This window comes from Rhodococcus sp. UFZ-B548 (assembly GCF_903819475.1).
In the GTDB taxonomy this organism is placed as follows: Bacteria; Actinomycetota; Actinomycetes; order Mycobacteriales; family Mycobacteriaceae; genus Rhodococcus_F; species Rhodococcus_F erythropolis.
In genome coordinates this window covers 30,486-52,831 of sequence record NZ_CAIJDS010000028.1, presented here as the reverse complement: position 1 = coordinate 52,831, position 22,346 = coordinate 30,486, and the positions used below count along the sequence as shown (strand labels likewise).

20 protein-coding genes are annotated in these 22,346 nt (G+C 63.2%); 5 read left to right on the top strand and 15 right to left on the bottom strand.

Translation table 11 applies throughout. The features are described from left to right. Positions 1-120: 120 nt before the first annotated feature. Complete coding sequence (locus H7C86_RS22250) at positions 121-582, top strand: MarR family winged helix-turn-helix transcriptional regulator (RefSeq protein WP_047887960.1); 462 nt, start codon at positions 121-123, stop codon at positions 580-582. Next, complete coding sequence (locus H7C86_RS22245; protein ID WP_182262238.1) at positions 579-1,559, top strand: zinc-binding alcohol dehydrogenase family protein; 981 nt, start codon at positions 579-581, stop codon at positions 1,557-1,559. Before H7C86_RS22250 ends, H7C86_RS22245 begins: the two co-directional genes overlap by 4 nt. Before the next feature lie 23 nt (positions 1,560-1,582). Here the strand turns inward: H7C86_RS22245 and H7C86_RS22240 are convergent, their stop codons facing one another. Genes H7C86_RS22240 through kdpF form a run of 6 tightly spaced genes read right to left on the bottom strand, consistent with a single transcriptional unit; the run spans position 1,583 to position 9,350 of the window. Next, positions 1,583-2,263 carry a response regulator gene (locus tag H7C86_RS22240; protein ID WP_019749011.1) on the bottom strand — a complete coding sequence of 227 codons (681 nt, stop codon included), beginning with the start codon at positions 2,261-2,263 and terminating at the stop codon, positions 1,583-1,585. Next, positions 2,260-4,800, bottom strand: coding sequence for a sensor histidine kinase KdpD (locus tag H7C86_RS22235; RefSeq protein WP_020969962.1), 2,541 nt, complete (start codon positions 4,798-4,800; stop codon positions 2,260-2,262). Before H7C86_RS22235 ends, H7C86_RS22240 begins: the two co-directional genes overlap by 4 nt. 7 nt (positions 4,801-4,807) lie before the next feature. After that, a complete protein-coding gene (locus H7C86_RS22230; RefSeq protein ID WP_019749013.1) occupies positions 4,808-5,458 on the bottom strand; it encodes a potassium-transporting ATPase subunit C in 651 nt (216 codons plus the stop codon). Between the two features lie 6 nt (positions 5,459-5,464). After that, positions 5,465-7,570, bottom strand: coding sequence for a potassium-transporting ATPase subunit KdpB (kdpB, locus tag H7C86_RS22225; RefSeq protein WP_182262237.1), 2,106 nt, complete (start codon positions 7,568-7,570; stop codon positions 5,465-5,467). Continuing rightward, on the bottom strand, positions 7,567-9,252 hold the full coding sequence (kdpA, locus tag H7C86_RS22220; RefSeq protein WP_020969964.1) for a potassium-transporting ATPase subunit KdpA: 1,686 nt from the start codon (positions 9,250-9,252) through the stop codon (positions 7,567-7,569). The genes kdpB and kdpA overlap by 4 nt, the downstream gene beginning before the upstream one ends. Further along, entirely contained in the window at positions 9,252-9,350 is a 99-nt protein-coding gene (gene kdpF / locus H7C86_RS22215; protein ID WP_007731078.1) for a K(+)-transporting ATPase subunit F, read from the bottom strand. The genes kdpA and kdpF overlap by 1 nt, the downstream gene beginning before the upstream one ends. A 329-nt stretch (positions 9,351-9,679) precedes the next feature. On the opposite strand from kdpF, the gene H7C86_RS22210 reads away from it, so the two are divergent. Then, complete coding sequence (locus H7C86_RS22210) at positions 9,680-11,098, top strand: amidase (RefSeq protein WP_182262236.1); 1,419 nt, start codon at positions 9,680-9,682, stop codon at positions 11,096-11,098. Between the two features lie 4 nt (positions 11,099-11,102). After that, on the top strand, positions 11,103-11,657 hold the full coding sequence (locus H7C86_RS22205; protein WP_019749017.1) for a TetR/AcrR family transcriptional regulator: 555 nt from the start codon (positions 11,103-11,105) through the stop codon (positions 11,655-11,657). A 49-nt stretch (positions 11,658-11,706) separates the two neighbouring features. Here H7C86_RS22205 and era read toward each other — a convergent pair whose 3' ends face one another. The 5 genes from era to H7C86_RS22180 all read right to left on the bottom strand — a co-directional run bounded on the left by era (position 11,707) and on the right by H7C86_RS22180 (position 16,462). After that, complete coding sequence (gene era, locus H7C86_RS22200; protein ID WP_182262235.1) at positions 11,707-12,624, bottom strand: GTPase Era; 918 nt, start codon at positions 12,622-12,624, stop codon at positions 11,707-11,709. Positions 12,625-12,648: 24 nt separating this feature from the next. Next, on the bottom strand, positions 12,649-13,953 hold the full coding sequence (locus H7C86_RS22195) for a hemolysin family protein (RefSeq protein WP_019749019.1): 1,305 nt from the start codon (positions 13,951-13,953) through the stop codon (positions 12,649-12,651). 21 nt (positions 13,954-13,974) lie between these two features. Then, entirely contained in the window at positions 13,975-14,517 is a 543-nt protein-coding gene (gene ybeY, locus H7C86_RS22190; protein ID WP_003944525.1) for an rRNA maturation RNase YbeY, read from the bottom strand. 48 nt (positions 14,518-14,565) lie between these two features. Further along, positions 14,566-15,654 (bottom strand): PhoH family protein, encoded by a 1,089-nt coding sequence (locus H7C86_RS22185; RefSeq protein WP_019749020.1) that lies wholly within the window; start codon positions 15,652-15,654, stop codon positions 14,566-14,568. Positions 15,655-15,766: 112 nt separating this feature from the next. Further along, the gene (locus H7C86_RS22180; protein WP_019749021.1) at positions 15,767-16,462 is read right to left on the bottom strand and encodes a TetR/AcrR family transcriptional regulator; all 696 of its coding nucleotides are present in this window, start codon (positions 16,460-16,462) and stop codon (positions 15,767-15,769) included. Between the two features lie 128 nt (positions 16,463-16,590). On the opposite strand from H7C86_RS22180, the gene H7C86_RS22175 reads away from it, so the two are divergent. Further along, positions 16,591-18,195 (top strand): MFS transporter, encoded by a 1,605-nt coding sequence (locus H7C86_RS22175; RefSeq protein WP_172932148.1) that lies wholly within the window; start codon positions 16,591-16,593, stop codon positions 18,193-18,195. On the opposite strand, the gene H7C86_RS22170 is transcribed toward H7C86_RS22175, so the two are convergent. From H7C86_RS22170 to dnaJ, 4 genes are all read right to left on the bottom strand, one after another. Further along, on the bottom strand, positions 18,187-18,963 hold the full coding sequence (locus H7C86_RS22170) for a S9 family peptidase (RefSeq protein WP_042952231.1): 777 nt from the start codon (positions 18,961-18,963) through the stop codon (positions 18,187-18,189). The two genes, H7C86_RS22175 and H7C86_RS22170, sit on opposite strands and share 9 nt — an antisense overlap. A 14-nt stretch (positions 18,964-18,977) precedes the next feature. Next, positions 18,978-20,216: an Ig-like domain-containing protein gene (locus tag H7C86_RS22165; protein WP_182262234.1), complete on the bottom strand. Its 1,239-nt coding sequence runs from the start codon at positions 20,214-20,216 to the stop codon at positions 18,978-18,980. A 163-nt stretch (positions 20,217-20,379) separates the two neighbouring features. After that, entirely contained in the window at positions 20,380-21,141 is a 762-nt protein-coding gene (locus tag H7C86_RS22160; RefSeq protein WP_021333396.1) for a 16S rRNA (uracil(1498)-N(3))-methyltransferase, read from the bottom strand. 2 nt (positions 21,142-21,143) lie between these two features. Continuing rightward, positions 21,144-22,295 (bottom strand): molecular chaperone DnaJ, encoded by a 1,152-nt coding sequence (dnaJ, locus tag H7C86_RS22155; protein WP_182262233.1) that lies wholly within the window; start codon positions 22,293-22,295, stop codon positions 21,144-21,146. Between the last annotated feature and the right edge of the window lie 51 nt (positions 22,296-22,346).

Genomic DNA, 22,346 nt, shown 5'->3' with positions numbered 1-22,346 from the left:
TGTTCCCATGCGCCACCGACACAACGAAAGGCCGCAAATAGATTCCATGGAATTGATCACGAATCGGGCGTACGGTGAAAGAATGATTCCACGGAATGCATATCGGTTCGGGGTCTGCTCATGACGGGGTCGGACCTGAGCGGTCACTTCGACAACCTCGTCCGCTTCGAAACCGAACTGTGGACGGCCGTCGACCAGCGACTCCGAATCGAGCACGACCTGCCACTGAGTCGATTCGAGCCGATGCAGATCATCGACAGGCTAGGTTCCTGTCGGGTCTTCGACATTGCCGAAGCCCTCGCGATCACCGTCGGTGGCACGAGCAAATTGGTGGATCGGATCGAGTCCTCGGGGCACTGCCGTCGACAATCCAATCCCGCCGACAAACGATCCTCACTCATCGCGTTGACCCCCGACGGCATTGGCCTGTTGCAGGGGGCGAAGGCCACGTTCGACGACGAACTGGCACGCCGTCTCGGTTCCGTGCTGACGCCCGAGGCTCTCGATCGGTTCGGCGCCACACTGGCCACGCTGCGCGAAGCCAACCGCCGACTGACACTCATCACCAAGGAGAAAGCATGACCGACACAATGCGCGCAATCGTGCTCGACGCCCCCGGCCCGCCAGAAGCATTGACGATCAAGGAGATTCCCATACCGGCGCCTACCACCGGCTGGGTCCTCATCCGTGTGAAGGCCTTCGGCCTCAATCGATCCGAACTGCACACCAGGCTCGGCCTCGCCGAAGGCGTGACGTTCCCGAGGGTGCTGGGCATCGAGGCCGTCGGCGAAGTGGTGAACTGCCCCGGCGGGGAGTTGACCGAAGGGCAGCAGGTCGCCGCCATGATGGGCGGGATGGGTCGAGTCTTCGACGGCGGATATGCCGAGTACACGTGCGTTCCCGTCAGCCAGGTCGTTCCCTTCTCCAGCAACCTGGACTGGTCGACAGTGGGAGCTGTTCCCGAGATGCTGCAGACGTCGTACGGCTCTCTGACGGTGGGACTGGATGCGAAATCCGGTCAGTCCCTACTGATTCGAGGCGGAACCTCCTCGGTCGGCATGGCAACCGCAGTCCTGGCGAAGCAGTGGGGGCTCACGGTCCTTGCGACCACCCGCGATGCGAGCAAGACGTCATCGTTGACCGAGATCGGGGTCGACCACGTTGTCCTCGACGACGGTGCCGTGGCAGGCCAGGTGCGAGACATTTTCCCGGACGGTGTTGATCTGGCTCTCGAATTAGTCGGAACACCAACACTTCCCGACACGTTGCGCGCCACTCGCGTTCACGGGACCGTGTGTTTCACGGGCATGTTGTCCAACGAGTGGACAGTCAAGGACTTCTATCCGATCGACTACATTCCACGCGGAGTGCGATTGACCTCGTACGGCGGGGACGCGTCCGACCTGCCTGCCGACGTACTGCAAGACTTCCTCTCCGCTGTGGCGTCAGGCGAGGCGGTGGTACCGATCGACGAGGTGTTCGCATTCGAGGACATCGCGCAAGCGCATGCCAAGATGGAAGCCGGTACGGCTCGTGGCAAATTGGTGGTGATGATCTGACCTGGTTTCTCACACCTGGTTTCTCACACCACGAATCGATAACCCATCCCCGCCTCGGTGATCAGATGCTTGGGGTTGGCCGGGTCGTCCTCGAGCTTGCGACGAAGTTGAGCCAGGTAGACACGCAGATAGTGAGTCTCGGTGTCGTAAGCCGGTCCCCACACCTCCCGAAGCAATTCCTTCTGCCCGACCAGCTTTCCGCGGTTGCGCACAAGCATCTCGAGCATGCCCCACTCGGTCGGAGTCAGGTGCACCTGTTCACCGCGCCGACTCACCGTTTTGGCAGCCAAGTCCACCGTGAACGACGCGGTCTCGACCGACGGTTCCGAGGTGTCGGCCGCCGAGGTTCCACGCCTCGCCGCTGCGCGCACGCGGGCCAGAAACTCGTCCATCCCGAAGGGCTTGGTGACGTAATCGTCGGCACCGGCATCGAGGGCCTCGACCTTGTCCGCGGAGTCCGTGCGCGCCGACAGCACGATGACCGGCGCCGTGCACCAGCCACGCAGGCCTGCAAGTACTTCGGTGCCGTCCATGTCCGGCAGTCCGAGATCGAGAATCACCACGTCCGGCGGCCGTTCCGCTGCAGCGCGCAAGGCCCCTGCTCCGGTGGACGCCGTCACCACGTCATATCCACGCACAGTGAGGTTGATGCGTAGTGCCCGCAAGATCTGCGGTTCGTCGTCGACAACCAGTATCCGGCTCATGACTCGCTTCCATTCGTTCCTGCACCGGCCAGTTCGACCATCATCGTCAACCCACCGCCCGGAGTGTCGGTGGCACTGACCGTTCCGCCCATCGCGTCGACAAATCCGCGCACCACGGACAGCCCGAGGCCCACTCCGCCCGTGTTGTCGCGATCCCCCATTCGCTGAAACGGCTCGAACATCGATTCGGCTTCACCACGGGGTACACCGGGGCCGGTATCTGCGACGGTGATGACGGTGCGGTCTCCGACGCGTGCTGCTCCCACTCGCACCGGTGTTGTGCCGCCGTACCGCAATGCGTTGTCGACGAGGTTGGCGATCACTCTCTCGAGCAAACCCTGATCGGCCTGCACGGCAACAGTACCCACGTCGACGATCACACTGTGGGACCGGGAGTCCGACCGGCCGCCGATGCCTAATCCCAGCAACGCCCGGTGAACAACTTCGTCGAGGTACACCGCCCGCAACGTCGGCTTGACCACTCCCGCAGCCAGTCTGGACGAATCAAGAAGGTTGCCGACCAGCGCGGTCAACTGATCCGCAGACTCCTCGATGGTGGCCAGTAGTTCTGCCGTGTCCTCAGGTGAGAACTCGATGTCGTCGCTGCGCAAGCTCGACACAGCAGCCTTCACGCCGGCAAGCGGTGTCCGAAGGTCATGGCTCACAGCCGAAAGCAATGCTCGGCGCAGTTGATCAGCCTCGGTCAATGCAGCCGCCTTGCTCGCTTCGACCGTGAGCTTGTCCTGACGGATCATGCCGACCGCCTGGTGCGCGACAACGGTCAACACCCGACGATCACGCGCACTCAACTCCGGCCCCGACAGCATCAGTGCGTATTCGCCGTCGTTTACCTCGCATACGGAATCCGCGTCAGCTTCACGTGCCGGCGGTTCTGCACCCACGGCCGCGACTACGCCATCCTCATGATGCACCACCGAAACCCCACGTTGACGGTAGATTTCGCGAGCTTTCTCGAGCAGCGTGGACAGGTCAGCACCGCGGAGAACCGACCCCGCAAACAGTGTCAGAAGTTCCGCTTCCTCCGAAGCGCGCTTCGCTTCCCGAGCTTTTTTGGCGGCAGCGTCCACCAGAACGGCCACTGCCACAGCCACTATCAGCAGCACCACCGTCGTGATGAAGTTGTCGGGTTCGGCGATCGTGAAGCTGTACCTCGGGTCGGTGAAGAAGTAATTGAGCAGCAGTCCCGATAACAGAGCAGACAGCATTGCCGGCCCGACACCACCGAGCAGCGCGACCAGAACCACCACCACGAAGAACAACGCATTTTCGCCCTGCACGCCGGAGATCCGGTCGATCAGACCCATGAGTCCGGCTGCGGCCGTCGGAACCACCACTGCCGCAATCCACGACAGCAAGCGGTACTCGGATCGGCCGAACAACGAGATCCGCCGACGGACGGTCGTTTCCTCATGGGTGACCATGTGAACGTCGATGCCGCCGGACTGCTGAACCACCGCGGCGCCGATCCCCTCGTCGAGGATGCGCGCCAGCCGAGAACGTCGAGACGTTCCCAGAACCAACTGTGTGGCGTTCTCCTCGCGGGCGAATTCGAGAAGCGTCGACGGTACGTCGTCACCGACAACGGTGTGAAGCGTGGCGCCGACCCCGACGGCCAACGCGCGCACCTTGCCCATTTCCGGGGCCGAGACTCCGGTAAGTCCGTCACCGCGTACGACGTGGACCACCATCAGTTCGGCACTCGATTTCGACGCGATACGGGATGCGCGTCGTACCAGCGTTTCCGACTCCGGTCCCCCGGTCACGGCAACGACGACACGCTCGCGCGCCTCCCAGGTATCGGTGATCTTGTTCTCGGCCCGGTACTTCGCCAGGGCGGCGTCCACCTGATCGGCCACCCACAGCAGAGCCAGTTCGCGTAGCGCCGTGAGGTTTCCGCGTCTGAAGTAGTTACCCAATGCCGCATCGACACGCTCCGGCGAATACACGTTGCCGTGAGAAAGTCTGCGGCGCAGCGCCTCCGGAGTGATGTCGACCAGCTCGACCTGCGCCGCACTACGCACTATCGCGTCCGGAACCGTCTCCTGCTGAACCACGCCGGTGATGTGCGCGACAACGTCGTTGAGGCTTTCGAGGTGTTGCACGTTGACCGTGGACAGGACGTCGATCCCGGCTTCGAGCAGTTCCTGCACGTCCTGCCAGCGCTTGTGATTCTCACTCCCCGGCGTGTTGGTGTGTGCCAACTCGTCCACGAGGACAAGGGCCGGCCGCCGAGCCAACACGGCCTCGACGTCCAGTTCCGGCATCCGTGTTCCGCGATAGTCCACCAGCTTCGGCGGAATGATCTCGAGGTCACCGATCTGCGCCGCCGTGCGGGCGCGGCCGTGTGTCTCCACAACGGCCGCGACCACGTCACAGCCACGATCTCGACGTCGATGAGCCTCACCGAGCATCGCGAAGGTCTTTCCGACGCCGGGGGCAGCGCCGAGGTAGATACGCAATTCACCGCGTTTGCGTGCCCTACCGAAAGATTGACCGACCTTCTCCGAAGAACTCACGTGACAATCATCCACCAGTCGTCGGCGCAGCACACGTAGGTGCCGTCAATCCGAGTGCCAGGTTCAATTCCAGGACGTTGACTCGCTCGGCTCCGAGAAATCCGAGTTGCCGACCGTCGGTGTGCTCAGCCACCAAGTCCCGCACCTGGTCTTCCGAGATGCCGTTGTTCGCCGCCACCCTCGCGACCTGCAGCTCGGCGTACGCCGGACTGATGTGGGGATCGATACCCGAGCCCGAACCGGTGACTGCGTCGACGGGAACCGATGCCGGGTCGACGCCCTCACGTGCCGCGATGGCCGCCCGGCGCTCGATGATGAATCCGGCCAGAATCTCGCTGCTCGGCCCCTGGTTGGACGGCAGTGCCGCAGCGGGATCACCGGTGGCAAAAGGATCCTCGTCCGAAACGGATCCGACAACGCGGTTGTGGAAGAACGGGTCCTGCTGCCCTTCGGCAACCTGCGGATCAACACCCACCCAGGCACTGCCGACCACGCAACCGGCGGCATCAGTGACCGGTGAGCCTTCGGCAGATCCGGAGCTGATCCGGCTGACCCCCCACACCGCGGCGGGATAGATCACACCGAGAACGACCGTGAGTGCAAGTAATACGAGCAAACCCGCCCACACCTGTTTGGCAAAACCGATAGTGAAACGCATGTCAGGTCACCCAATTCCAGGAATCAAACGCACGACGAGATCGATCAACCAGATACCGACGAACGGTGTGATCACACCGCCGAGACCGTAGACGAGCAGGTTACGTCCGAGCAACTGCGATGCTGTCGACGGTCGGTATCGAACACCCTTGAGTGCCAACGGAATCAATCCGATGATCACCAAGGCGTTGAAGATCACGGCCGAGACGATCGCCGATTCGGGGGTGGCGAGCCGCATGATGTTCAACGCGTCCAGCTGCGGGTAGATGCCGCTGAACAATGCCGGCAGGATTGCGAAGTACTTCGCCAGGTCGTTCGCCAACGAGAATGTGGTCAAGGCGCCGCGGGTGATCAGCAATTGCTTGCCGATTTCCACTACCTCGATCAACTTGGTGGGATCGGAATCGAGATCGACCATGTTCCCGGCCTCTTTGGCTGCCGAGGTTCCCGTGTTCATCGCGACCCCGACATCCGCCTGGGCAAGGGCGGGCGCATCATTGGTCCCGTCACCGGTCATCGCGACGAGACGTCCGCCTTCCTGCTCCTTCCGGATCAGGGCCAGTTTGTCTTCCGGGGTGGCCTCCGCCATGAAGTCGTCGACGCCCGCCTCATCGGCAATCGCCTTCGCGGTCAACGGATTGTCGCCGGTGATCATGATCGTGCGAATACCCATCGCCCGGAGTTCGGCGAACCTGTCAGCCATTCCCGGCTTGACGACGTCGGACAACGCGATCACGCCGAGGATCGAGGTGCTCTCACCGTGCTTGACGGCAACTACCAGTGGTGTTCCGCCGGCTTCGGCGATGTCGTTCACGGTATCGGTCACCGCGGTCTCTGCATGTCCACCGCCACTGACGACCCAGTTCATCACCGCATCTGCTGCACCCTTTCGGATTTGGCGTCCGGAGTGGTCGAGTCCGCTCATCCGCGTTTGTGCCGTGAAGGGAACGAACTCGGCGCGTTCCTCGTCGAGCGTCGGTTCGGCCGCGAGAGAGAACTCTGCTGCGCACAACTCGACGATGCTCCGTCCCTCGGGAGTTCCGTCAGCCAGGCTCGACAAGCGCGCTGCCGCAGCAAGATCGTCGGCGGATACGCCGGGTGCCGGGTGGAGCGCGGTCGCCCGGCGGTTGCCGAAGGTGATGGTTCCGGTCTTGTCCATCAACAGGGTGTCGATGTCGCCCGCAGCTTCCACGGCACGCCCCGACATCGCGAGAACGTTGCGCTGGACGAGGCGGTCCATGCCCGCGATACCGATTGCCGAGAGCAGCGCTCCGATGGTCGTCGGGATCAGGCAGACGAGGAGTGCGATCAGCTTGATCGGATCCTGCTCGTGCCCCGCGTACAAGCCCATCGGGCCGATGGCTACGACGGCGAGGAGGAAGATGACCGTCAACGACGCGAGCAGGATGTTGAGCGCAATCTCGTTGGGTGTCTTCTGACGCGAGGCGCCTTCGACGAGCGCGATCATCCGGTCCACGAACGAACTGCCCGGTGCTGCGGTGATTTCCACGACGATCCGGTCGGAGAGAACCGTCGTACCACCGGTGACGGCGCAGCGGTCGCCACCGGATTCACGGACTACCGGGGCGGATTCACCGGTGATCGCCGATTCGTCCACGGAGGCAATACCTTCGACCACGTCGCCGTCGCCGGGGATGACCTCGCCGGCAACCACGATCACCCGGTCGCCGACCACCAGTTCGGTGCCGGAAACCGATTCGATCGCACCGCTCACCGTGATCCGATGCGCTGTGGTGTCCTGCTTGACCTTGCGCAGGCTGGCCGCCTGAGCCTTGCCTCGCCCTTCGGCCACGGATTCGGCGAGGTTCGCGAAGATCACCGTGAACCAGAGCCACAGGGTGATCACCCATGAGAACACCGAGGGATCGGCGATCGCCATGACGGTGGTGATGACGGAGCCGACGAACACCACGAACATGACCGGGTTACGCGCCAAGTGGCGTGGGTCGAGTTTGCGTACGGCCCCCGGCAACGCGGTGATCATCTGCCGCGGGTTGAATACGCCTGCGTGTACTTGACGGGACTGCCCTGGATCAACCTTGTCGGCAGCGTCTTGCGCTACCACGGGTTTCTCACTGATACGCACGGTCATTGAAGAGCCTCCGCTAGCGGGCCCAGCGCGAGGGCCGGGAAGAATGTAAGTGCAGCAACAAGAACGACGGTGCCGGTCAACAGGCCGGTGAACATCGGGCCGGATGTGGGGAGGGTGCCCGCCGTCGGCGCCACCTTCTTCTGAGAGGCCAGCGCACCGGCCAGAGCGAGAACGAAGATGATGGGCAGGAATCGGCCCAGAAGCATGCAGATTCCGAGAGACGACTGGAACCAGTCGCTGGTGACGGTCAGACCGCCGAACGCGCTGCCGTTGTTGTTCGAGGCGGAAGCGAAAGCGTAGAGCACCTCGCTGAACCCGTGGATCGATCCCGGCGTGCCCGGATCTCCCCCGTTGCCTTGATAACCGGTGGTCGAACCGAGGATCACGGTGATGGCGGTACCGATCAGGACCAGTGCGGGCATGACCAGGATCGACAGCGCCGCAAGGGTTATCTCGCGTCGACCCAACTTCTTGCCGAGGTATTCGGGCGTGCGACCGACCAACAGTCCGCCGACGAACACTGCGATCAGCGCCAGCACGAGAATCCCGTAGAGGCCGGTTCCAACCCCGCCCGGCGCGATTTCGCCGAGCAACATGTTGAGCAGGACCGCGCCGCCGCCGAGGGGCGACATGCTGTCGTGGGCCGAGTTCACCGCGCCCGTCGACGTTCCCGTGGTCGCCACCGCAAACAATGCCGATCCGGGGATTCCGAAGCGAACTTCCTTGCCCTCCATCATCGAACCAGCTGCTGTGGCGGCAACACCGCGTGCGCCGGATTCGGCAGCGAGCGTCACCGCGAGCAGTCCGCTCCACAGGATTCCCATCACTGCGAGCAGGGTGAGGCCTTGCCTACGATCACCGACGAGAGTTCCGAATGTTCGTGTGAGGCAGACCGGAATCAACAGGATCGCCAGAATCTCGACGATATTGCTCAGCGGGGTGGGGTTCTCGAACGGGTGCGCCGAGTTGGCAGCCAAGATCCCGCCGCCGTTGGTGCCGAGTTCCTTGATCGCTTCCTGGGACGCGACGGGAGCTAGTGCATTGGTCACCGCATTGCCGTCGAGGCCGGTGGAGGCGAAACCGCTGTGGAACGACTGGATCACTCCCTGGCTCAACAGGATCAGGGCGATCACGAAGGAGAACGGGAGGAGGATGCGCAGAGAACCACGCGTCAGATCGACCCAGAAGTTGCCGATCTCGCCGCCCCGGGCAACCCGAATGAAGCCACGAACCAATGCGATGGCCACCGCCATCCCGACTGCGGCAGAGACGAAGTTCTGCACCGCCAGGCCGACGGGCTGAACGAAGTTGCTCATCGTCGTTTCCGGTGTGTACGACTGCCAGTTCGTGTTCGCCACAAAGGAAATCGCAGTGTTGAAGGCAACGGCAGGGCTGACGCCGGACAGTCCGTCACTCAGCGGTAGTACACCCTGAATCCGTTGGAGAAAGTACAAGAACAATGCGCTCGCCAACGAGAATCCGAGAACGCTTGCGGCGTAGCCGTACCACGTCTGCTCGGCCCGCGAGTCGATCCGGCCGACGCGGTAGATCACACTCTCGACCCGCAGATCTCGCGTCGACGTGTAAACGCGTGCCATGTAGTCGCCCACCGGAACGTAGGCAATTGCCAGAACGGCGAGGACAAAAGCGATCTGCAGGCCGGCTGCAAGAGCGGGCGACATCAGAACCTCTCAGGATCTACGAGTGCAACGAGCAGATAAATGACCAATGCCGCGGCGACGGCGATCAGAACCACGCTGACCACACCGGCAACCGTCATTTGGGAGCGCTCGCCTGTAGGGCGCGCAGCACCAGCGCGCACACGAGAAAACCACCGAGAATCAGAGCAACGTAGGCCAGATCGGCCATGAGCTTCCCTCTTCGAAATCTTTTGCCGTGCTGCTGTGCATCGCAGCCATGACGCTCGGTCGCCCTCGACCGGATGCGCTCTCTCAGCTTCGACCTCCAGAGAGGCCGATTCCGTGTCTCTGACGATCCACTTACGCACTGACCTGGCGTCTTGACGCGATCTTGACGCGGAACCCAAGTTCGCTAATACTGAAACAAGTTACTGTTCGTTCGAACGAACAGTTTTGCGAAGGGAACCTGATGACTTCTCGAACCGACCACGATCTCGCCCCCGGCCTTGTCGACCCGGTTGCGAGTCTGGCTTCGGGTGCTACCTCGTCCGTCGCGGCCACGGAGGCAACGCTGAGCCGGATCGAGGCCACTCAGCCTCACCTCAATGCGTTCAAGATCGTGCGGCGCGAGAAGGCACTCGAAGAAGCTGCCGAGGCCGACAGGCGTCTCGCACTCGGCGAGCGCCTACCTCTTCTCGGCGTGCCGATCGCAGTGAAGGACGACGTCGACATCACCGGCGAACCCACCGCCTTCGGTTGCCCTGGCGATTTCCCGGCCAAGACCGAGGACTCGGAGATGGTTCGACGCCTCCGCGACGCCGGCGCAGTGATCGTGGGCAAGACCAACAGCCCGGAACTGGGCCAGTGGCCGCTCACGAGCGGTTCAGCCTTCGGTTACACGCGCAATCCGTGGTCGCGTCACCACACTCCAGGCGGATCGTCGGGCGGCACCGCCGCGGCCGTCGCTGCCGGATTGGTCAGCGCCGGAATCGGTTCCGACGGAGCCGGTTCCATCCGAATCCCCGCGGCCTGGACCAACCTCGTCGGAATCAAGCCGCAGCGCGGGCGCATCTCCACCTGGCCCGACGCCGAAGCCTTCTACGGCCTGACGGTCAACGGCCCGCTCGCTCGCACCGTCGCCGACGCGGCACTGCTGCTCGACGTCGCTGCCGGCAACCACGACGGCGATCTCCACAAGCCGACACCGGTCACCGTCAGCGACGCGGTGGGGCGCGACCCCGGAAAGCTGAAAATCGCTCTTTCCCTTCGTAATCCGTTCACCGCCACTCCTGTGAAGCTGGACCCGGAAGTGCGCCTGGCCGTGCATTCGATCGCCGACACGCTGCGGGAACTCGGACACCACGTCGTCGTCGACGATCCCGCATACGGCCTGATCTTCGGCCTGAACTTTCTGCCCCGCTCACTCGTCGGGGTCCACGACTGGCTCGGACGCGTTCCCGACCCGACACTGGTCGATGCCCGAACACGCGGAAATGCACAGAACGGCAAGCTACTTCGTGGTGCGCCACTGCGCGCGGCCCGCGCGGCCGAACCGCGGATGCGAAAGCGGATCGGAGCGATCTTCGACACCTACGACGTCGTCCTGGCACCCACGACGGCAACTCCACCGATCATGGCGACCGCGATCGACGGCATCGGTGGCTGGGACACCGACAAGGTCATGACCGGCGCCTGCCCGTACGCGTGGCCGTGGAACGTCCTCGGCTGGCCCTTGGTCAACGTGCCGGCCGGATTCAGCAAGGCAGGCCTGCCCATCGGTGCGCAGTTGATGGGCAACGAGAACACCGAACCTCTGTTGGTCTCCCTCGCTTCACAATTGGAATCGGTCCTGCGTTGGGATCAGGTCCGACCCGAGCCGTGGTGGTGACCCGATGAGTAACCGGGACGTTCGCGAGCGAATACTCGACGCCGTTCTGCACGTCGTCGGTACCGACGGCATCCCGGGTGTGAGCAACCGGCGCATCGCCGCGCAGGCCGGCGTCTCACTCGGATCGATCACGTATCACTTCGCGAGCCAGTCGGACATGCTTCGCGCTGCTCTGTCTCGATTCGTGACAGACGAGACGACGCGCCTGCGCGCCTTGGCCGAGGAGTACCGCGACAAAGGTCTCAGCGTCGAGGATGCCGCGGCAATAGCTGAGAAGGTGACGCGAGATCTTTCGTTCTCGGCCGAGCGAATCGCTCCGTTCGAGATGTACATCGCCGCCGGCCGCGACCACGAACTCCATGAAGTGGCGGTCGAATGCTTTGCCGCCTACGACGATTTGACCGTCACGATTCTGACGGCACTCGGCGTACCGGATCCCGAATCGATTGCATCGACGCTCGTTGCCGTCATCACTGGACTCCAACTCCGACGCCTGGCCACCGGCGTCGACGAGCAGGACATCGGCGCGGCGATCCTCAGGGTCCTACGGCCCCTGTGAGTGGTTAGGCAGTCCCTGGACTCCCTAACCGCTCACGGGGCCGGAGGCCCTAGAAGCCCAGCCGGCCGAGCTGCTTCGGGTCGCGCTGCCAGTCCTTGGCGACCTTGACGTGCAACTCCAGGAAGATCCGCACACCGAGCAGCTTCTCGATCTGCAGGCGCGCACTGGTACCGACTTCCCGCAGACGCGCTCCGCCCTTACCGATGACGATGCCCTTCTGGCTGGGCCGCTCGACGTAGAGCAACGCGTGGACGTCCAGCATCTCGCCCTGCTTCTCCGTGCGTCCTTCGCGCGGGATGACCTCCTCGATCACCACGGCCAAGGAGTGCGGCAATTCCTCACCGAGACCCTCGAGCGCAGCCTCACGGATTAGTTCGGCCATGAGCACCTCTTCGGGCTCGTCCGTCAATTCGCCGTCCGGGTAGAAGGCCGGGCCCTCGTCCATCAGACCGGCGAGGACGTCGACCAGGATCTCGACCTGTTCGCCCGACTTCGCGGACACCGGAACGACCTCGGATTCGGGGCCGAGCACGGTGGACAGCGCAAGCAACTGCTTTCCGACGGCGTCGCGGCTGACCTTGTCGATCTTGGTGACGATGCCGACCAGCTTGGTCTTGGGCGCCATTAGACGGATCTGCTGCACGATCCAGCGGTCTCCGGGCCCGATGGCCTCGTCGGCCGGGATGCACAGGCAGATGACGTCGACCTCGGAGTACGTGTCACGAACCAGGTCGTTGAGGCGCTGCCCGAGCAATGTGCGCGGCTTGTGCAGTCCAGGGGTGTCCACCAGGATCAGCTGCGCATGCTCGCGGTGAACGATGCCACGAATCGTATGGCGCGTCGTCTGCGGGCGCGAGGACGTGATCGCGATCTTGCTGCCGACCAACGCATTGGTCAGCGTGGACTTACCCGTATTGGGTCGACCCACGAAACACACGAAGCCTGACCGGAATTCGTTCTTGCTCATAACTGCTCCTCGCTGAACACTCGCTCAGTCATCGGTGTCTTCTGTCTCTTCGTCTTCGGACCGCGGGATACGCTGCACGAACACCGTGCTGATGCGTACCCGGCCTCGGCCCGTGTTGGTTCCCTCACCGCGCAGGATCAAACCGTCGTATTCCACCTCGGAACCAGGAAGCGGAACTCGGCCGAGCACGTATCCGATCAGCCCGCCGACGGTCTCCACCTCGTCGAGTTCGAGTTCGAGATCGAACAATTCGCCGAGGTCTTCGATGGGAAGCCTCGCGGATACGCGGAACATTCCGTCGCCGAGATCCTCGATGGGCGGCGTCTCGTCCTCGTCGTACTCGTCGGCGATCTCACCGACGATCTCTTCGATGACGTCCTCGATCGTGACCAGCCCGGCGATTCCGCCGTACTCGTCGACGAGGATCGCCATGTGATTGCGGTCGCGCTGCATCTCGGCCAGCAAGCTGTCGAGTGGCTTCGAGTCGGGAACGAAGACCGCCGGCCGCATGACGTCGCAGACGTTGACGTTCCGGCCGCCGTCGGGCAGGTGGTAGGTCTGCTTGACCAGATCCTTGAGGTAGACGACACCGAGCACGTCGTCGACGTTCTCCCCGATGACCGGCAAGCGCGAGTGACCACTGCGCACGGCCAACGACGTCGCCTGTCCGGCATTCTTGTCATTTTCGATCCACACCATGTCGGTGCGAGGCACCATCACCTCGCGTGCCGACGTGTCTCCGAGTTCGAAGACGGACTGGATCATTCGGCGTTCTTCGTCGGCGACGACACCGCGTTCCTGCGCCATGTCCACGAGTTCACGCAACTCGATTTCCGAAGCGAACGGACCGTTGCGGAAGCCCTTACCCGGAGTCAAGGCGTTACCCACGAGGATCAGGACGCGACTGATCGGCCCGAGCAGAACACCGATCCACAGCAGTGGCAACGACGCGGCCATCGCGATGGAGTACGCATGTTGGCGCCCAAGCGTTCTCGGTCCGACACCGATGACCACGTACGAGACGAGAACCATGATCACCGCGGTGACGGTCAGCGCCCAGCCCAACGAGAGGATGTCGATCAGACCGCCAACTAGTACGACGGTGGCCGTGATCTCGCACAAAATGCGAAGCAGGACCATCAGATTCACGTACCGCGGACGATCGGTCAGAATGCGCTGCACGCGCGCGGCGCCGGCTCGCTCTTCCTTTGCCATCTCGTCGATGCGCGCCGACGAAATGGTGTTGAGCGCCGAGTCGACGGCCGCGAAGACACCACCGACCGGGACAAGAGCAATCGCCAGAACAAAGAGCGCTATGGCGCTACTCACTACAGAACCCCCGGATAACTGTTATCGGTCCACTCCGTCGACGAAACCGGTCTTACCGAGCAGCTTCTGATCGCGTTCGGCCAGTGCTGCTTCGCGGTCGATACGGCGAAGGTCTTCGTACCACTCTTCGAGGAGGCTGTTCTGCAAGCCGAACATCTCCTTCTCCTCTTCCGGCTCCGCATGGTCGTAGCCGAGGAGGTGCAACACACCGTGGACGGTCAGGAGGGCAAGTTCGTGAGCCAGTGAATGCCCGGCCTTGTCAGCCTGATCCGCGGCAAAAGACGGACACAACACGATGTCACCGAGCATCGACGGTCCCGGCTCCGGGGAATCAGGACGGCCACCCGGCTCGAGTTCGTCCATCGGGAATGACATGACGTCGGTCGGGCCCGGCAGGTCCATCCAGCGAACGTGCAGATCCGCCATCGTCGCGGAGTCGACGAGAACCATCGACAGCTCGGCCGCCGGATGGACATCCATCCGAGCGATCACGAAACGGGCAACGCTGATCAACTCCGGTTCGGAGATGTCCATGCCCGATTCGTTCGAGACCTCGATGCTCATGTGCGACGCTCTTTCCTGGGAAAAGTAGGGGTTGATGCGTCGATCAGCCTACCGTCGCGGTGAATGAGCATGTGCAGCGCGGCGCTGCGCCCGGTTTCCGACCGCTAACTCGCCGGACCGATCCGATTCGTGACGCTCGTAAGCGTCGACGATGTGGGAGACCAGCCGATGACGTACGACGTCACTGCTGTCGAGGGTGGCGAAATGAATATCGTCGATCCCGGTGAGGATTTCGGATGCCGCACGCAGACCCGAACGGGCCCCACCAGGTAGATCGACCTGGGTCACGTCTCCGGTGACCACGATCTTGGAACCGAACCCGAGACGGGTCAGGAACATCTTCATCTGCTCGGCCGTGGTGTTCTGCGCTTCGTCCAAGATGATGAAGGCATCGTTGAGCGTCCGGCCGCGCATGTAAGCGAGCGGAGCGACCTCGATGACTCCGGCCTGCATCAACTTCGGAATCGCCTCGGGATCCATCATGTCGTGCAATGCGTCGTGCAGCGGGCGCAGATACGGATCGATCTTCTCGTGCAGCGTGCCGGGCAGAAAGCCCAGTCGCTCGCCTGCCTCGACTGCCGGCCTGGTCAGGATGATCCGAGAGACCTGCTTGGCCTGCAACGCCTGAACGGCCTTGGCCATGGCGAGGTAGGTCTTGCCGGTGCCGGCCGGGCCGACTCCGAACACGATGGTGTTCTCGTCGATGGCGTCGACGTAGCGTTTCTGGTTGAGGGTCTTGGGCCGAATCGTCTTGCCCCGACGCGAAAGAATGTCGAGGGAGAGCACCTCGGCCGGAGACTCGCCGACCTCGTTGGTGAGCATGCCGATGGTTCGTCGAACAGCATCCGGTGCGATGGGTTGCCCCCGACCGGCCAGCGACGCCAATTCACTGAACACACGTTCTGCCAGCGCAACGTCTGCAGCCGTCCCCGACAATGAGACAGTTCCGCCACGTACGTGAATGTCGGCACGAAGCTCACGTTCGATCGCGGTGAGATTCTCGTCCGTCGCCCCCAGGATTTGGCGCACGGTCTCCGGCGCCAGATCCATACTCGAACGGACGGTGCGCTCTGCGGGCAGAGCGCGATCGGTGATGGTGGTTACACGGTTCCCGTCGAGTTCACTGTGTTCACTCACGTGGTGAATATGGCCTGCTTTCTGGTCCGATCAGCCCACTCGACTCGTGAGCCTCGATACTTCGAAGTCTAGCGCCAGAGTCGGACACGGCCCACTTGTTAATCGTCCCGGCCTAATCCTCGCGGCGACCGGACGGCAGCGATTCTCGGATCCATTCCGACGCTTCGGCGACGATCTCGGCGCTTCTGTCCGGACTGATACCCGCGATGACCAGGCATACGGCGGCAAAGGATTCGCCAGAGTCGGTGATGAGCCCACTGTTGGCCTGATCGAACAAAGTGATCGTGATCGCCTCGGTCATCGCTACCAGAGTCTCAGCCGGCAGGTATGTCGAGAAGGTGCCGTCACGCTGACCTCGCTCGACGACGCTGATACTCACGGCGCGCGCGGGCTCCATCAAATCGAGAATCCGCTGCTCCCCCAACTCTTTGCGAGCAAAACTGAGCAACATCCGGAATCGATCACCGACCGGCCATGACAGCAATGCCAGTACGGCAGTCGCCAGATCGGGGCGCTCGGGCGGCTCACCGGCTTGGCTCAGCGCAGCAACGAGATCGGTCGACGCCTCGTCCACGATGCCGTTGATCAGCGCCTCACGGCTGTCGAAATGCGCGTACACGGTTCGCCTGACCACACCGGCAGCCTTTGCGACGTCGTCCATACTCGCATCCGGATCAGCAGCGAACGCCGTGATCGCCGCCTCGATGATGCGATTGCGATTCGCCGCGGCCTGACTACGACGCTGCCTTCCGCCCGATTCGGCAGTTCCCGAAACGACTGTGCCCGAATGCGTCAACGCGCGTTCCACCTCTTTCGACTGCCCAACTGTGATCTAGGTCAATCATAGTTGCACATCGGTGTGCAAGTTATTAACTTACACATCAGTGTGCAAATAGATCGAGGAGTCTCTTCGATCATCAGGAACGGAGTCGCGTCATGACGACACTCATGAGCAAACCTGTCTCGGAGATGGACCAGCCGTACTCACGGCGATGGGCCGCGCTCGGGGTGTTGTGCCTGAGTCTGCTGATCGTCGTGATGGCGAATACCGCGCTGATCGTCGCGGCGCCGGACATGACCAGAGACCTCGGGCTCACCAGCACGCAACTGCAATGGGTCATCGACGGCTACACAGTCCCCTACGCCGCGCTGATGTTGCTGTTCGGCGTGATCGGTGACAAGTACAGTCGCCGCGGAGCGCTTCTGGCCGGACTCGCCGTGTTCGCCGGCGGCGCCGTCTTCGGCAGTATCGCGGACACCACCAACGCCGTCATCGCGGCACGAATGATCATGGGCGTCGGCGCCGCGATCATCATGCCCGCGACGCTTTCGCTTCTGGTCGCGACCTTTCCCAAGGCGGAGCGATCACGCGCCATCGCGGCGTGGGCGGCGACGTCGGGTCTGGCGATTGCCCTCGGCCCGCTGTTGGCCGGATGGATTCTCGACAGCCATTCCTGGAGCGTCACTTTCCTGATCAACGTCCCGATCGCCGCAGTCGCTGCCGTCGCCGCCGTAATCCTGGTGCCGCCGAGCAAGGCCGAGCACCTGGGCCGGATCGACTGGATCGGCGGAGCACTCTCGGTGGTCACCATCGGCTCGCTCGTGTACTCGATCATCAACGGATTCCACTTCGGGTGGACCGGCGGACCCATCGGCGCCGCCGTGCTCGCTGCGATCGGCCTCGTCTCGTTCGTCGTCTGGGAACTGGGTCACCCGCAGCCACTGCTCGACGTCCGCAAACTCGGCCAGCGCATGGTCGGCGGCGCGACACTCGCCGTACTTCTGCTCTTCCTGGCCGCCTTCGGTGCCATCTACTTCATCTCACAGCAGTTCCAGTTCATCCTCGGCTACGGCGCACTCGAAACCGGTGTTCGTCTGCTGCCCTTGGCAATTGCCGTTTCGATCGGCGCCGTGGTCAGTGGCCGGATCACTCCGCTGATCGGCGTCCGGGCATCCATCGTCGGCGGCATGGTCGTCGCCGCAGTCGGTGTTCTGATTCTCACGCAGGTAGACGGCGATTCGGGCTACTGGATGTTCGCTGTCCCACTGATCCTGCTCGGCTTGGGCATCGGCTTGAGTGAACCGCCGGCCACCGACGCCATCATGGACAACTTCTCCGAGGACGATCTCGGCGCTGCTGGTGGCCTCAACGACACCGCCATCGAACTCGGCGGCTCTCTGGGAATCGCGATCCTGGGCTCGATCCTCGCTGCGAGCTACAAGGATTCGATCGCAGGATTCATCAGCGGTATGCAGGTTCCGCAGTTGACGGGTGAGCTGGCGCAACAGGCCGCGTACGCAATGGAGGTGTCGGGAGAATCCGTCGGCGGCGCTTCGTTGGTCGCCGAAGAGATGGCAGGCAACCCCTTGGCTGCAGCTCAGGCAGGGCCGTTGCTCGACGCCGCCGGCAGTGCCTACGCCGACGCGATTTCGGCGGCCAGTTGGGCGGGCGGTCTTGCACTGTTCGTGGGGGCAGTTGTCGTGGCGTTCATCCTGCCGGGCAAGAAGGCCCCTGTGCAAGAAGACCCCGTGTCAGTCTGACGTGCTCGGAGCCAGCGGGTCTTCGGCGAGAACCAACTCGCGGGAGACCCGCCAGGACTCGGTCGAGGGTGAGAGAAATGCGTCGTGCCCTTCGCCCTCGATCACACGCAGTGCCACGGGATCACCAGCCGCTTCGGCAGCCTTCGCATACCAGGAGCTCACCTTGGCCGGCACCTGCAGATCCTCCGCACCCGTGACGCACACAACGGGAACGCCGATCGGCAGTCGATGCTGTGGCGACGCATTGCGATACAGATCCGGGTCCGCTTCGAACGGAACGCCGAACAGATCCTCGATGAAACTGATCCGTCGTCCGCGCTCGCCTGCCGACGCCAGATCGAGTGCGGCGGCCTGCGCGATGACCCGTTCAGGCCGGGTGAACGTGTCCTTCTCTCCCGCCAGCCACACTGCAAGATGTCCGCCGGCCGAATGCCCGAGCAGGCGAATCTGATTCAGATCGAATTCGGCCGAGGACTTCGCGGCAACCAGTGCGGGGATTTCGTCGTACGCCGTTTTCACGTCGGCGGACATTTCCGGCCAACCACCGCCCGCCCCGAGGCGGCGGTATTCGATGTTCCACACTGCGACGCCGTGCCGCGCGAGTTCGACGGCAAATGCGGTGCCCAGATTCAATCCGTACTGCCCGCTCCAGAAGCCGCCGTGGATCTGCATGACGATCGGGATCGGGCCGTCAACCGCCTCGTCGGGAACGTAGAGATGCCCGAACTGTTGCTCGTGTCGGCCGTACGGAATCTTGAATCGAGGCACCGAGGAAATCTATCTCAGGCGAGGGCGCTGCCTGCGGCCCAGTCTGCCCACGAGAGGGTCCAGTCGCCGTTCTGCCACACCTCCAGCGGAGCCCCGCCGGTGTTCTTGATCTCGACGACATCTCCTGGCTGCGAGAAATCGAAGAACCATTTGGCATTGGCCGCACTGAGATTGAGGCAACCGTGCGAGGTGTCGGTGTTTCCCTGCGCCCAGACGGTGCTCTCCAACTCGTGAAGATAGATACCGTCCGTGCTGATGCGGGTGGCCCAGTTGATGGATTCCTTGTAGCCCAGGCGCGAGTTGATCGGCAGACCGTAGGTCGACGAATCCATGATGACGGGATTGGCCTTGTCCATCACGGTGTACGTGCCGGGCTGGGTCCAGAACGAGAGCGTCGTGCCGCCGATCGTTTCGGTGCCGCCCATTCCCATCGAGGTCGGCATTTCCTTGATCACCTGACCGTTTTCGTAGACGGTCACCATCTTGGTGTTGTCGTCGGCGACCGAGACGTGGGAGTCGCCGATCTTGAAGGACACGGTGTCGTCCTGTTGGCCGTACAGTCCGTTGCCCAACTGCTTGCCGTAGATGTTCGCGTTCACCGAGACCGTCGTGCCTGGTGCGTAGTAATTCTGCGGACGCCAGTGAACGTTCTGACCGTCGACCCAGTACCACGATCCTTGTACGGGCGGATTGGTGGTGACCACCAGAGACTTCTCGGCCGCGGCTTTGTCACCGATCAACTCGTCGAAATGAACGGCGACGACAGTACCGACGCCGTACGTGCCACCGTCCGAAATCGAGGCGCCACCGGTGGTGTTGATGTACGCGCGAGTCTGATTACTCGGCGCGACGGTGGTCAGCGTCGTGTTCTTGGTCGTGGCAACACCATTCGCGTCGACGGCATCGACGACAAGCTTGTAGGTCTTGCCGTATCCGAGTGGTTCGCTCGGCTTCCAGGACGTCTTGTCAGGCGTCGTGATACCGGCGACTTCCTTACCTTCGGGATTGGTCAGCGCGACGGTCGTCAGTGTTCCCTTCGCGACCTGGACCTCGATGGGATCGAGGGGGCTCACGGGGGTTCCGCCGTCGGCGGGAGTGACGGTGACGAGCGCCTCGCTGGTCGGTGTGGTGGTGACGGCATTACCGGAAGAGCCAGGATTGTCTCCGGTGGAGACGGTGCACCCCGCAACCAGCATCATCACCGCCGCGGCACACACCGCTCCGGCAATTCGCATATGCGCACGTGACAACATCTGGCCTCCTGAAATCCCCGAACCAACTCACGCCGAAGGCGACCCCCGACGTCCTTACGATAGTGCGCAAATCTGACACTTCGCTGAGCGCCGGATCCGATTCAGCTCGGGATCACACCAACGTCAGTGCAGTCACAACAAGATCAGTGCAGTCACAACAAGATCAGTGCAGTGGCCGTGGTCCCCAGCGATCGGTCAGCACTCCGATCGCGCCGAGAGCAACAGCCCCGGCGGTCGACGTGCGCAGGACCGTCGGCCCGAGAAGCACCGGAGTGGCCCCGGCCTCCGACAACGCACTGATCTCCGAATCGTCGAGCCCACCTTCGGGACCGACAACGAGAAATACCTCGTCCGCGCTCGCCAACGGCAAGCCGGCCAACGGCGTCGTCGCCGATTCGTGAAGCACCGCAACCACAGCGCCGCGGGCAACGGCGTCGCGAACCAACGCGATCACCGCCGCCGTCTTGTGCAGATCCGAAATCTCCGGGACGAACGCGCGTCTGGACTGCTTCGCCGCAGACACTGCGGCACTTCGCCAGCGTGCGACGCCCTTGGCGAGCTTCGGGCCTTCCCATTTGGCGACACAACGCAGGGACTGCCACGGAATCACGGCGTCGATACCAGCCTCGGTGGCCAGTTCGACGGCCAACTCGGAGCGCTCGGCCTTGGGCAGTGCCTGAATCAGGGTCACCAACGGCTTGGGCTGCTCGAGAACCTGAACGTCGCTGACCAACAGTTCGAGGCGATCCTTGCCGACGCTCGTCACCTCGGCGTCGGCTACCCGGCCACGGCCGTCGGCCAACACCAAACGCTCGCCGACACCGATCCGGCGGACAGTGGCCGCGTGGCGGCCCTCCTGCCCGTCCAGAACTGCGATTTCACCGACGCCGGGAACCGGGTCGAGAAAGAAGACCGTTGCGGCCACCGTCAGCGGCCGCTGAATGCTTCGCGAAGACGCGAGAACAGACCACCGCTGTTCTGCGACGTCGTCGAAACGACCTCGGCCTCGTCACGATCGCGGAGCAGCTTGAATTCCTTGAGCAGCTTGGACTGCTTGTGATCGAGGCGGCTCGGGATGACCACCTCGAGGTGAGCGTGGACGTCGCCGCGCACTCCCGACCGCAGTTTCGGCATACCGTGACCGCGAAGAACAGCAACGTGCCCGGGCTGGGTGCCTGGCTCGATGGTGATTTCCTTGGGGCCGTCGATGATGGTGTCGACGGTGACGTTGGTACCCAGTGCTGCGTCGACCATGGGAACACGGATGGTGCAGTGCAGGTCTTCACCGTCCCGAACGAAGACGTCGTGCTGCTGCTCGACGATCTCGACGTAGAGGTCGCCGGGGTGTCCGCCGCCTGGGCCGACTTCACCCTGCGCAGTCAAACGGATGCGCATGCCACCGGCAACGCCCGCCGGAACCTTCACCGTGATGTCGCGCTTGGCCCGAACTCGGCCGTCGCCGCCACACTTGTGGCAGGGATCCGGGATGGTCTCACCGGCACCGCGGCACGTCGGGCAGGGACGCGAGGTCATGACCTGACCGAGGAACGAGCGCTGGATGGACTGAACTTCGCCGGCACCGTTGCAGGTCTCACAGCGGACAGGCTTGGAGTCGCCGTTGGTTCCGGCTCCGGTGCAGCTGTCGCACAGAATGGCCGTCTCGACGGTCACGTGCTTGCTGACGCCCGTCGCACATTCTGCGAGGGTCAGTTTGGTGCGAAGCAACGAGTCGGCTCCGGGCTGAACGCGACCGCGCGGCCCACGACCTGCGCCGCCACCGCCGCCGAAGAAGGCTTCGAAGACGTCGCCGAGGCCACCGCCACCGAATCCGCCGCCGAAGCCACCACCTCCGCCGCCACCGGACTCGAGCGGGTCTCCGCCGAGATCGACGATGCGACGCTTCTCCGGGTCGGTCAGGACCTCGTAGGCCGTCGAGATCTCCTTGAACTTGGCCTGCGCCGCCTCGTCAGGGTTGACGTCCGGGTGCAGTTCGCGTGCCAGCTTGCGGTAAGCGCGCTTGAGCTCCTGGTCTGTCGCGTTCTTGCCGACGCCGAGCAATCCGTAGTAATCCCGTGCCACGTTGAGTCTCTCGTCCTTCTCTTACTTCTAGGTTTTCCTCAGTCCTCGCGA